We start from the raw sequence: 12,933 nt of genomic DNA, 5'->3' as shown, positions 1-12,933 counted from the left end.
GTTATCTAACTATTTACCAAGATAATTTGGAATATTATTTTTTTTCCAATCAGCTTGCTTCAATTTTATCTTTATTAAACTTTGTCCGCCATTTTGGCTTTTGACGATGGTGGCCCAGTTGGCCATGGCATGATGCCTGTCCATCGAACCGGGATATCCGGAATGTCCCTTCTTTGAGTATCTTTTGAAAGGGACAATTATGTCCAGTATTTTGACTAACACATCAGCGATGACTGCGCTTAAATCACTTCAGTCTACAAACTCTGCTATCGAAACTACGCAGGCGCGTATTTCTACAGGCAAACAGGTTGCTGAAGCCAGCGACAACGCTGCTTACTGGTCTATCGCAACAACAATGCGTTCAGACACAAAAGCTCTTGGTACAGTTCAAGACGCTTTGGGTCTTGGCGCTGCTAAGGTTGATGTTGCTTACACAGGTATTAATGCAACTTTGGACGTGGTTGATGAAATCAAGTCTAAGCTTGTTGCTGCCAGCGAGCCAGGTGTTGACCGTGCTAAAATCCAATCTGAAATCGGCGAACTTCAGAACCAGCTAACAAGCATTGCAGAATCTGCAACGTTCTCTGGCGAAAACTGGCTTTCAACTGACTCAAGTGCAACTGGCTACAACGCAACGAAAAGCGTTGTTGCTTCGTTCAACCGTGCCGCTGACGGCTCAGTATCTCTTGCAACAATCGATATCGATACATCAAGCACAGTATTGTTTGATGCCGGTACAGGTGCAACAGAAGTAGGTTTGCTTGATGCAAACTTTACTACCACGGGTGCTGGTGCTGTAACAACCAATGTTGCAACACTTGATATTACTGCGGCAGGACTTGATGATACAGATCTTGCAGACATGATTTCTAATGTTGATGCTACGTTGCAGAGCCTTACAACTGCGGCTTCTGATCTCGGTTCATCAAAACAGCGTATTAACATGCAGAGCGAATTTGTTGGCGATCTGATGAATGCGATTGATCGCGGCATTGGCAAGCTTGTTGATGCGGATATGACCGAAGAATCAACACGCTTGCAGGCCCTTCAGGTTCAGCAGCAGCTTGGTGTGCAGTCATTGTCGATTGCAAACGGCAACGCACAGACAATTCTATCGCTCTTCCGTTAATCGTAATTCAATAACAGCATTTAGGCCGCCCATTGGGCGGCCTTTTTTGTGTCGATTTTACTGGTTACTTTTTATTAACCATGTTCTATTAACTATAGTTAACGGGGAGTTTTTGATTCGCCCTTAAGCACCGACTATAGACCTATAGAGCATGAAGCCTCTTCGGTGCGCCGGCCGATCCGGAATGTCCCAAAATTGTGCCAAACAAGGGGACACCATGTCCAGTATTTTGACTAACACTGCAGCGATGACCGCGTTGAAGTCTCTTCAGATCACCAATAAATCAATTGAAACAACGCAAGCGCGTATCTCGACCGGCAAACAAGTTGCTGAAGCGAGCGATAACGCTGCTTATTGGTCAATTGCTACAACAATGCGTTCAGACAGCTCGGCACTGAGCACAGTTCAAGATGCACTCGGACTTGGCGCTGCGAAAGTTGATGTTGCCTATACGGGTATCAACAGCGCGCTCGATGTGGTTGATGAAATTAAATCCAAGCTCGTTGCTGCCAGCGAACCAGGTGTTGACCGCAGTAAAATTCAATCAGAAATCAGTGAGCTACAAAACCAGCTTACAAGCATTTCTGAATCAGCAACCTTCTCCGGTGAAAACTGGCTTTCAGTTGATTCAAGTGTTGCAGGCTATTCAGCGACCAAAAGCGTTGTTGCATCTTTTAACCGTGCATCTGATGGCACGGTATCGCTCGCAACGATTGATATTGACACAACAACAACTGTTTTGTTCGATGCCAATGCTGCTGGTACTGGGTTACTTGATACAAATTTTACTACCACGGGGGCTGGTGCTGTAACAACCAATGTTGCAACACTTGATATTACTGTGGCAGGCCTTGATGATACAGATCTTGCAGACATGATTTCAAATGTTGATGCAACGCTTCAAGCGTTGACTACATCAGCTTCTGACCTTGGTACTTCTAAGAAACGTATCAATTTGCAAAGCACTTTTGTTGGCGATCTGATGGATGCGATTGAACGCGGTATCGGTAAGCTCGTCGATGCAGATATGACCGAAGAATCAACACGCTTGCAGGCCCTTCAGGTTCAGCAGCAGCTTGGTGTGCAGTCATTGTCGATTGCAAACGGTAACGCACAAACAATTCTATCGCTCTTCCAGGGATAATAAATCTCTAGCTGAATTTAGCAAAAGGCGGCCCTTGGCCGCCTTTTTTGCGTCCAGCGTTCATAAATTCATGTCCGCACAAGGTTCGTTTCGTAATGTTTGCTCAATATTGCGGGGAATGTATCTGTGCTTAATCAGTTTAACCAATTCATGCAGAATGTTGGCGCCTTGGGAATCAAGAAGCTAGCGATCTTGGGGGGCATTGGCATTGGCACAATGGCCATCGTTTTATTTGGTGCGCTTTATGTCAATAAACCGGTGAATACGACGCTCTATGTCAATCTTGAGCGGGATGATATCGGCCGAATGGGCATTGTGCTCTCGGATGCGGGTATCAAATATGATGTAAACGCTGAAGGTAGCGCTCTTATGGTGCCGGTGGGTGATGTTAGTCGCGCGCGCATGGTGCTGGCTGAAAAAGGTCTGCCAAGTGGTTCAAGTACGGGCTATGAATTGTTCGATGATCTAGGTTCACTCGGTTTGACGGCCTTTATGCAAGAAATTACCCGCGTGCGGGCGCTTGAAGGCGAGGTTGCGCGCTCAATTCAAACCATTGAAGGTGTGCGGGCTGCGCGTGTTCACATTGTTATGGCTGAGCAAGGCAATTTCCGGCGGGCAGAACAAGCGCCTACAGCATCGGTTATTGTGCGTTATGATGGTTCGCAAGCACAGCAGACAGCAATGTCTATTCGCCATTTGGTTTCCTCTGCGGTTCCCTCTCTTTCTACAGAAAATGTGACAGTGCTTGATTCGGCTGGCCGTGTTTTGGCCGCTGGTGAAGATCCTTTGCGTAATTCTGCCGGTAATAATCTTGGCATTAAGTCCAGTGTCGAAGGGCAAGTTGTAAACAGCATTGAACGCGCGCTGACGCCTTATTTAGGCTCGGCTAACTTCCGCGTTAGTGTTCAGGCTGATATCAACACCGATCAACGCCAAACCGAAGAGACAATCTTTGACCCAGATTCGCGCGTTGAACGCTCGGTGCAGGTGGTACGCAGTGAAAATTCATCAGCGCAAAGTGCTGGCGGTGAACCTGCTACGGTTGAACAGGATCTCATTGAAGAGGTGCCAGGTTCTGGCGGTGCCAATGAGAGCGAGCGCAGTGAACGGCGTGAAGAGACAACCAATTATGAGTTAAACTCAAAGCGTATTGCGGTTGTGAGTAACGGGTATGAAATCGGGCGTCTGTCTGTTGCAGTTGTTGTCAACAAGGCGGCAATGCTTGAACAAGACCCAGATATGAACGATGCGCAGTTAGAAGAAAAGCTGGCTGAAATACGCTCACTGGTCGCGGCAGCATCGGGCACGTTAGAAGCGCGCAATGACATTGTTGAACTAACAGCTGTGAACTTTTTGCCGGTTGAGCAGCTTGTGGCAACATCAGAAGAAGGTATCGCGACTGTTCTGTCCAAGCAGCTTGGAACAGCAATTAACGCTGTTGCATTCTTGGGCGCTGTAATCTTGGTCGTGATGTTTGCGGTACGTCCAGCGCTTCGCACGCTAAGCAATCCAGAGACACCGCAAGTCGAAGACTTTGCGATGGAAAGCGCTGGCGGCTTGCCGGACTTTTCGCTGGATGAGCCATCTATGCTTGATCAAGACTTTTCGATGGATGACTTTACAAACAATAATAATGATCCTGAGCGCAAAGATTTATTGGCACGTATGGCGCCTGAACCAGCAGACCGTATCGCCATGATTGTTGATCTTGATGAGAAACGCGCTGCGGCTATTCTTAGACGTTGGGTGACGGAAGTTCCTGCATGATGCTTCCTGATTTTTCCTCAAAAAAGCATAAGAAAAGTGCCAAAGGGCGCTGGCCAAGTGGGTTCAAATCCCTTGCTGGTGACGACTTGGTTCAGGATGAACCTGTGCGTGGTTTTGAGCCGAGCATCAAGCAGGAGTTGTCTGCGTTTCCGCATATGCCGAAATTTGCAATGGATGATGAGCAGCACTCATTTGCCTCACCGCCTATGCAGGCCGAAGTGTCATTTGAGGATGATTCAAGTTTAGATCAGCCAAACGCAGCGGATGCATTTGAAGAAAATCCGTTGCCAGACTTGAGCGCTGTCGATCCGGTTAGCGCGACTGAAGACCTTATTTCAAAGGCGGATAATGCCGCATCAACGGACACTCTAGATGATGCCTTGGCAAGTATTTTAGATCAGCCAAAAGCGACAAATATTGGTGAGGATGCCGTACAAACTATTCTTGACCGCGTGGATCAGGCGGTGAAATCTGCTTTGGAGCCGCTCAAATTTGAGTTCAACCAAAGTGTTTTATCGGGCTTTCAATCAGTTCTGAGAAAATCAATCGAACAGGACGGTAAGCAACGCATTGTCGATTTCATTGCGACGCTCGTGCCCACGGGAAGCGACCTTGTGGCGACCATTAAAGGGCCTGCCGAGCTTGTTGAAGGTTTGCAAAAGCAGTTGGAAGCGCGTGAAGATTTGCCGGTTAAAATCAAATTTGTAGAAGATAATGGATTGCTCGATATCGTGGTGACTTATGATACGGCGTCGGTTTCAACGCGCCTTGCTGAGTTTGAAGCTTTGATTGCGGAGCTTAGCTGATGTTGGGCGAGAACGAAAAACAGGAAATCATTATTGTTCGGCGCGGCGGCGGCGGCGAAGAAGGCCACCATGGCGGTGCTTGGAAAATCGCATTTGCTGATTTCATGACGGCGATGATGGCGCTGTTTTTGGTGCTTTGGCTGGTCAATGCCACGGATGATAAAGCACAAAAATCAATCGCGAGCTACTTCAATCCGGTAAAGTTGGTTGATAGCAAGAAGAGCGAAAAAGGTCTTAGTCCCGCAGATAATACAGTGGATGAAGTTGAGCAGGAACATGAGGCCAAGGGTCAAACTGAGGCTGAGTTCTTTGGTAATCCAGCGGCTGTTCTTGATGAAATCGTTGCCGAAGATGCAATAGCGGCACCGTTAGACGAGCAAGTTGGTGCTGGCACTGGAAGCCCATCTGACGTTGAAAATGACTATGTTGCTGAACCTGTCTTTATTGATCCGTTCTCTCAAACCTATTGGGATGAACAAGGTGACGAATTAACCAAGCCTGAAACGGCTGAAGCAGAATCGCTACGTGAAATTATTCAAGAACAACTTCAAGAAGGTGAAACCGCTGAAGCCGCTGATAAGGTAGGCGAACAGATTGAAACGCCTGAGGCTGAACTAGAGATAGCACAAGCCGAGATAGAGCCAGCGGTTGAAAACGAAGTCACCCAAGAGGCGATTGAGACAGCTGGCGAAACGCCCGATGTGCAAATTGAAGAAGCTGCCAAGCCTACCGAAGCAGAGGAGCTGGCGGCAAAAGTTGAAGAGACACTTGAGGACGTTTTAAACGTGATAGGCCTTGATAAGGATCAGGTGCAGGTTGTGGCGCAATCTGAGGGCGTTCTTGTTTCTCTTTCTGATGATTTAGGGTTCAGCATGTTCGGCGTTGGCTCCGCTATTCCGAAAGCTGAACTTATCAATGCCGTTGATGCCATTGGCGCGCAGATTGCTGACAAAGATGTTTCGCTTAGCGTTATTGGCCACACGGATGGGCGACCATATCGCGGTGAAGCCTATGACAATTGGCGTCTATCTGCAGCGCGTGCGCAGGCGACGCTCTATATGCTTGTGCGCAGCGGCGTTGACGAAAAGCGTATTGTTTCTGTGTCCGGTAAAGCTGACCGTGATTTGAAAAATTCGGAAGATCCTTTTGCGCCTGAAAACCGACGCATTGATATTATGATTGCACTGGATAGCCAATGAAAAAGCTGGCCGCCCTTGTGACCCTATTGTTGACGATGCCTGCCAGTGTTCTGCCTGCACAGGCCGATATTGGCTCGCTTGATCCAACACAATTGGTGCGCTCATTCCAGCGCGCGCAAGATTCGATTGCACTGGGCGATAAAGCATCGATTGGTATGCAGCGCGAATTGTATAAAATGGTGCGCAGTGAATTAAGCCGCCCCGATGCAAACGAGGTTGCGAATGAACGCAATCTGCGTGCTGTGCTGAGTTTTGCAATTTCGGGCGGCGGTGTTGCACTGGTATATGCGCGCCGTGATGCGTTTAAAGAGTTTCCGGATTTGCAAATCGTTGCGCGTGCGGTGCAGCTCTACAATGGCAAGAATGCTGCCGAAGTATTCAGTGCTTTAGAGCCACGTAAAATTGGCGGTGTCCTTGGTGCTGCTATCGCGCTGGTGAGAGCGCAGCATGATGAAGACCTTGTGCGCAAGGTTACGGATTTAAGCTTCGTGAAGCTAGAATTGCCGGGCACGATTTTTGAAGAAAGCGCGCTTCGAGCCATCATGCCTGTCTACCGCGAAAGTGCGGACCGCTATAGATTTATACGTGAAGCTAGCCGCTACGCACGCACATTTGGCTCATCGCCCTATGCTTCGACATTTGCAAATGAAATGGTGCGTGCGGCGATTGATCTGGATGATCCGGCTTTTCGCACAGAGGTTCTTGGCGTTTTGTCTTTTCTGCCAGAGCCAGAGCGGCAAGCCTTGTTGGTTCGTATAAAACGTGCAGCTTCTCTTGCAGGCAAGCCCGAACTGTTTTTCGCCTTGGATAAGGACGAGACACCAGATGGCGCGTCTGATGCTCAAGTAATGAGCGATGCTGACCGCCAGCTTCTCAATATCTATAATCAGATTGAGACCATTACAGTAGAAACGGCACAAGAAGCATTGACGCAAGTGCGCAATATTATTCCTTCGGATCTGCAAGAGAAAAACCGACGGTTGCGCGGCGTCGTGCTTGCATCGCTCACAGCTATTATTGCTGAGCCAGATATTGATGAAGCGGCGAAGACAGCTTCGGTCAATGCTGAGGATGATATAATCGAGCCAGAAGCACAAACCAGTGTTGATGCGATCGAGGTTGATATGCCGACTGATGTATCGAAAGTTGCTGTAGAACCCAAGCTTGGCGAAGATGAGCTTAAGCTTAAGTCTTTTGTTGAAAAGATGCGCACTAAAATTGTTGGCGCAGATGAACTCTTGGAGACTTTGGAATGATCGCAAATTCTCAAATGACAGTTCAACACGCCGCTGGGCGTTCCGCATCGACGATGAGCAAGCCGGATCGCGATGTGGCTTCAAATGATGCCAAGCCCGATTTCAAAGAGCTGCTTGAGCAAGGCCTTCAATCTCCAAAGGGAGATAAGGTAGAAGCTGCGCCATCCAATAAATTGGCTTCGATCAAGCGTCTATCCAGTTTTGAAACCCATGCGGAATTTGCCGATCAGCCGCAGGTGATCAATCTGGAAGCAGCGCCCCTGGAACAAAATACAGAACTGGCTGAAGCTGCGATTAATATAGAACTTGATGTAGGTTCCGTCGAGGAAGCGGCCGTCGTCATTGATGGTGAAAACAAGTCGTGGGCTCCAGCCGAAACGGTTGATGCTACCGAAGAAACAGTGCGCTCAATCGTCAACACACTGACAGGCAAAACGAAGCTGGGTGCGAATAATGCAACGGCTGCCAAGGCTTTTATGGCCGTTGGTCAGCATGGCATGACAGAACAGGCCAGCGTGACGGTTGCGCAAGCTGCTAAATCTGCAGCGACTAAAGTTAGTAATCTTGATGGCGAGCAAATTGTTATTGCAGGTCAAACGAATGTAACCGTGAATAATTTGACCTTCACCCAAAAGCTATCGAGCAATGAAGCGCGGCGGATTGGGCTTGAACCGGATGCTCAAACATCTGTTCGTGATAGCTTGGATGGCCTGTCATTTAAAGGCGATGGGAAAGCTGAGTTAACGGTAGGCGGATTTGCTGACGTGAAAAATTCAACACGCATTGCTGCTGCACCAGAAGGCAATAAGGCGAAAAGTGCCAATCAACCTATAGGCCGCGTTGAGGTTTCAGGGCTAGCAGGCATGCAAGCGGCAACTCAGATTACCGGCACTGCCAATGATGCGCCACCGCCTGTGAAAGATCAGGTCTTGGATCGGTTAGGCCCAGAAATCCGCTCCATGCAGAAGGCTGAGACAACAAGTGCTGTGCAAGCAAGCGGTGTTGCTGCGGCGAACCGCAATGTCATTTCCTTGCAGCTTTATCCTATCGGCTTGGGCCGTGTTCAGGCGCGCTTGACCAAGGAAGGTGACAGCGTGAAAATTGATCTGATCGTTGAGTCTAAACAGACACTCGATTTGCTCAATGCTGATATTGATGCGCTTAAAACATCTATGCGTGCCCTTGGTGCTAGCGAGAATAATATCAATATTGCACTTGGTAAAAACAACAATTCTGCTGGCCAAGATGCGGCTTTGGAGAACGGAAGTTTCTCCGATTTTGAGAACGCTATGACGGATGACCGTGAGGCTGATGGCCAAAATAACCGTGATCTGGATGGTGATAATGATGGTCGGTTGGCAACATTACAACCAACAACTGGCGGCGAACGAGTGGGTTATGATTCGACACGAATCATCATCTGATTCATTTGTTTATTTTCAGCGTTCAAAATGAATGAATTGCGATTCATTGGTGCGGTCGCATGAGTCTTGAGTGACACAGTTGGCGTCATCAAAATCCTCAAAATAGAAAAAATTGAGCCATGATTTAGGTAAAATTGAGGCGAATTTGGGCCTGTGATTCGCGTTCTAAAATGATCAAATCTGAAGAGTCGTTAATAGTTTATTTAAAAGATGAAATTTTTCTTTTCTGGCGCGACTGCACAACCGCTAAAATCGAGTGCTACGGCAAAGTTATTCGTCTAAGCTTTGAGCGCTCGCAGAATTTCCTAAAAGTTGAATTCTTTTAAAATATTGAAAAATAATGAGAATAACGACTCTATAAAAGAGACTCAGCCAGCTTCGGGTAAGGAGAATAACTTAAAGCTGAAAAAATAGCCGCGTCCAAAATGGTGTTTTTTACGTCTCTTTAAAAGTGTGGTGAAAGAGATATTGCACGCAAAAAGAGCGCCATTATCGACGGTTAAACGCCCATTCGTATACGTTAATAAATCGCTAACTTCAGAATATTAACCATAAGTCAATGTTCAAATTCTCGCAGTTGTGGATAGAGTCACCGCTTAGCTAGTTCTGAAGGCGGGGATTAACTGAATGATTCGAGGGCAGGGTAATGATTGTAATTGTTGATAGCAGAGAGTTGGTACGCGACGGTTTCAAGGCAATGTTCTTGAGGCTTGGTTATCCGGCAACCACCACATGCGATAGCTCTATGGAAGATTTCCTTGAGGCAATTTCAGATGCGGATTTAAAGCACGTTCAAGCTTTTCTCATCGGCGATTGTCGTGATCATGCAGCGACAGTTAGTGAGATCAGAGCGCGCACTAAAGCGCCGCTCATCGCCGTTCTTGATCAGTCAAGCTTGACCGACATTTTGTTCCACTTCGAAAACGGCGCTGATGATGTCATCAAGAAGCCCGTTCATGTTACTGAGATTTTAGCGCGTGCCGCTGCTATTCGCCGTCGCAGCGTTGCCGAAGCGCCGAAGCAAGAGCTCGGGCGTTTGCGTATTTTCAATGATGGCCGCGACCCAGAAATTGACGGCGTGTCATTTCCGCTTCCGCGTCGTGAGCGCCGTATTCTTGAGTATCTTGCATCCATTGGTGATCGCCGCGCATCGCGCACACAGATCTATAATTCTGTTTATGGTGTGCTTGAGCAAGATGTCGATGAATGTGTCGTTGAAAGCCATATCAGCAAGCTGCGCAAAAAATTGCGTGCTGCCCTTGGCGAAGAAGTCATCGATTCTAAGCGTTTCCTCGGATACCGCTTGATGAAACCTGCTGATTTGAAGCAGCCAGAACGTTCGGTTCAGAAAAAAGCAACTTCCATTGCGCATGTGAGCCTCGCACAAGATTTGGCAGCTAAGGTTTCCTAATACAGTTAAAGGAGCCTTAGATGAGCGTTTATGGTATGATGCGGACTGGCGTGTCCGGTATGGAAGGTCAGGCTAACAGACTAGCTGCAACAGCCGACAACATCGCAAACTCAAGTACAACTGGATATAAGCGTTACGAGACATTGTTCTCCACGCAGGTTGTGAACCAGTCCGTTGGTGGGTATTCGTCTGGCGGTGTTACAACAACATCACGCCAGCTTGTTAGCCAGCAAGGTGTTTTGAGTTTTACTACCTCGTCATCTGACCTCGCACTCGAAGGCGATGGCTTCTTTGTTGTACAGGATCAGAATGGTGTACCGCAGCTTACGCGTGCGGGATCATTTGTTCCCAATTCAAATGGTGAGCTTGTTAACGCAGCAGGGTTTAAACTACTTGGCTATAGCTATGACAATGGCGAACCTGCAGCTGTTGCGAACGGTTTCCAAGGGCTTGTACCTGTTACGGTAGCACAGACAGAACTTGTCGCGGTGCCTTCCACGCTTGGTAAGGTAACGGTAAATTTGAACTCTAATACTGCAGTTTCAACTTCACCAACTCCAGTTTCCAACGACCCGTTGACCGAGTTCAGCAATAAGACTTCACTTGTTGCTTACGATAATTTGGGTGGTACGGTACTGCTTGATGTTTATTACACCAAGACGGCTGCCAACACTTGGGAAGTTACTGTTTATGATCAATCTGGTGCATCATCAGGTACTGGTTTTCCATATGCTTCGGGGCCGCTTACAACAGGTACGCTGAACTTCGACCCGTCCACGGGCCAGATGACAGGCGCAAGCCCGACCAGCCTAACAATTCCGGTTCCAGGTGGTGCGACATTAGCGCTAGATATTTCCAAAACCACACAGCTTGCAACGGGCTTTTTGGCTTCGGACGCTGAAGTGAACGGTAATATTCCATCGAGTATTGAACTGGTGCAAATCGGTGAAGATGGTCGTATTCTTGGCGCTTATGCCGATGGCACAACGCGCGAACTGTTCCGCATTCCTATTGCAACGGTTGCAAGCCCCGACCAGATGCGTTCCAAAACGGGTAATATTTTCACAACCACAGATCTGTCTGGTGAAGTATCGCTTGGCTTTGCGAATGAAGGTGGCAACGGCAAGATCGTCTCTGGTGCGCTTGAGAACTCAACCGTCGATATTGCGACTGAACTGACAATAATGATTGAGGCTCAGCGTAACTATACTGCCAACTCAAAAGTGTTTCAGACAGGCTCTGAACTGACTGAAACCGTCATCAACTTGAAGCGCTAAGATAACGCTCGCATTAGCAACTGCCGCTCCTTTCAAGCGGCAGTAAAGGGGAAAGAATGTCTTTATCTACAGCATTACGTGTGGCTCAGAATTCAATATTCAACGCTTCACTACAGACATCAGTTACCTCCAGAAATATCTCGGAGTCAGGCAACACAAACTATGCACGCCGAGATGTTGAACTTGTCACCACAAGTGCGGGTGCGACGGTATTTTCTGTTCGCCGTGCTGAGAACCAAGAGCTTTTGCGCAACAGTTTGGCTGCTATGGCGTCCAGTGCTGGCCAGGCCTCGATTGCTGATGGCGCAGCGCGGCTGAACAATGTCATCAATGGTACAGATAATTCTACGTCGCCTGCAACATTTCTGACCCAGTTTGAAAATGCCTTGCAGCTTTTTGCCACCGATCCATCAAACGATTTAACCGGTGAACAGGCCATCTATGCGGCCAAAGAACTTGCCAATGGTATCAGTGATGCTTCAGTTGCTGTTCAAAGCTATCGCACACGGCTTGATAGTGAAATATCAAGCGGCGTTGAAACTGTTAATGCTTTGCTCGACAAGTTCAAAATCGCCAATGACGAAATTGTACGGGGTACTGTCACAGGCCAAGACGTCAATGATGCGCTGGATACTCGTGACACACTTCTCAAGGAAATATCGCAATATATTTCTATTTCAACGAATACACGCGACAACAATGACTTGCAGATCTACACAAGCGAAGGCGTAACATTATTTGAAACGCTGCCGCGCAAAGTTAGCTTTGAGCCAACGGCGTCCTATTCGCCCGGCAATGCTGGTAATCAAATCTACATTGATGGCGTGCCTTTGACATCTGGTTCGGGTGCCAGCACCAATGCTATCGGCTCGCTAGCCGCAAAATTGCAAATGCGTGATGATATTGCCGAGCAGGTTCAAGGCCAGCTTGATGAGATTGCACGCGGCTTGATTGTGCAATTTTCCGAAACGGACCAATCTGGCGGCGTCGGTCCTGCACTTGCTGGACTGTTTACTTATTCGGGTGGTCCAGCAGTCCCTGGCGGCGCGACAGCGGTTAGTGGCATTGCACTTACACTTTCAGTGAATGCTGCATTTGATCCATCTGTCGGCGGCAGTGCAGACTTGCTTCGCGACGGCGGCGCCAATGGTGCCAGCTATGTTCAAAACACCAATGGCGGTGCTGCGTTTTCAACGCGCCTTAACAGCTACATTGAAAGTATTGGCCAGACCATAACAACGGATCCTTCTTTCGGTTTGGCTGGTAGTTATTCTCTTGCTGGTTATGCGCAATCATCAATTGGCTGGTTGGACGGCGTGCGTTCAACAGCAACGCGTGCGGCGGAAAGTAAACAGGCGCTTAGCGATCGTTTGGAAACCGCTCTGTCATCAAATCAGGGTGTTAATCTCGATGAGGAATTGTCGATGCTGATTGAGCTTGAGCAATCTTATCAGGCCTCGGCACGGGTGATGACGACGGTTAACAATATGTACACTACTCTTCTCCAGTCGGTGGGCTAA

At 48.1% G+C, this 12,933-nt stretch carries 10 protein-coding genes; all 10 read left to right on the top strand.

The window, feature by feature from the left end; all coding sequences use genetic code 11:
- Positions 1-199 precede the first annotated feature (199 nt).
- The 10 genes from C504_RS0116615 to flgK all read left to right on the top strand — a co-directional run bounded on the left by C504_RS0116615 (position 200) and on the right by flgK (position 12,933).
- Positions 200-1,129, top strand: a complete 930-nt coding sequence (locus tag C504_RS0116615; protein WP_018690500.1) for a flagellin N-terminal helical domain-containing protein — start codon at positions 200-202, stop codon at positions 1,127-1,129.
- Positions 1,130-1,346: 217 nt separating this feature from the next.
- The gene (locus C504_RS0116610; RefSeq protein ID WP_018690499.1) at positions 1,347-2,273 is read left to right on the top strand and encodes a flagellin N-terminal helical domain-containing protein; all 927 of its coding nucleotides are present in this window, start codon (positions 1,347-1,349) and stop codon (positions 2,271-2,273) included.
- A 126-nt stretch (positions 2,274-2,399) separates the two neighbouring features.
- Positions 2,400-4,040: a flagellar basal-body MS-ring/collar protein FliF gene (fliF, locus tag C504_RS0116605; protein ID WP_026317601.1), complete on the top strand. Its 1,641-nt coding sequence runs from the start codon at positions 2,400-2,402 to the stop codon at positions 4,038-4,040.
- Positions 4,037-4,846, top strand: coding sequence for a hypothetical protein (locus C504_RS0116600; RefSeq protein ID WP_018690497.1), 810 nt, complete (start codon positions 4,037-4,039; stop codon positions 4,844-4,846). The genes fliF and C504_RS0116600 overlap by 4 nt, the downstream gene beginning before the upstream one ends.
- Positions 4,846-6,045, top strand: coding sequence for a flagellar motor protein MotB (locus tag C504_RS0116595; protein ID WP_018690496.1), 1,200 nt, complete (start codon positions 4,846-4,848; stop codon positions 6,043-6,045). The genes C504_RS0116600 and C504_RS0116595 overlap by 1 nt, the downstream gene beginning before the upstream one ends.
- Positions 6,042-7,301, top strand: coding sequence for a hypothetical protein (locus C504_RS0116590; protein ID WP_018690495.1), 1,260 nt, complete (start codon positions 6,042-6,044; stop codon positions 7,299-7,301). Before C504_RS0116595 ends, C504_RS0116590 begins: the two co-directional genes overlap by 4 nt.
- Entirely contained in the window at positions 7,298-8,725 is a 1,428-nt protein-coding gene (gene fliK, locus C504_RS0116585; protein ID WP_018690494.1) for a flagellar hook-length control protein FliK, read from the top strand. Before C504_RS0116590 ends, fliK begins: the two co-directional genes overlap by 4 nt.
- Before the next feature lie 646 nt (positions 8,726-9,371).
- Positions 9,372-10,136: a response regulator transcription factor gene (locus C504_RS0116575; RefSeq protein ID WP_018690492.1), complete on the top strand. Its 765-nt coding sequence runs from the start codon at positions 9,372-9,374 to the stop codon at positions 10,134-10,136.
- 20 nt (positions 10,137-10,156) lie between these two features.
- Complete coding sequence (locus tag C504_RS0116570; RefSeq protein ID WP_018690491.1) at positions 10,157-11,413, top strand: flagellar hook protein FlgE; 1,257 nt, start codon at positions 10,157-10,159, stop codon at positions 11,411-11,413.
- 56 nt (positions 11,414-11,469) lie between these two features.
- A complete protein-coding gene (flgK, locus tag C504_RS0116565) occupies positions 11,470-12,933 on the top strand; it encodes a flagellar hook-associated protein FlgK (RefSeq protein ID WP_018690490.1) in 1,464 nt (487 codons plus the stop codon).

Origin of the sequence: Ahrensia kielensis DSM 5890 (assembly GCF_000374465.1) — a bacterium.
GTDB lineage: Bacteria > Pseudomonadota > Alphaproteobacteria > Rhizobiales > Rhizobiaceae > Ahrensia > Ahrensia kielensis.
Note: the sequence above shows the minus strand (reverse complement) of the source record. Positions and strands in the feature narration are given on the sequence as shown.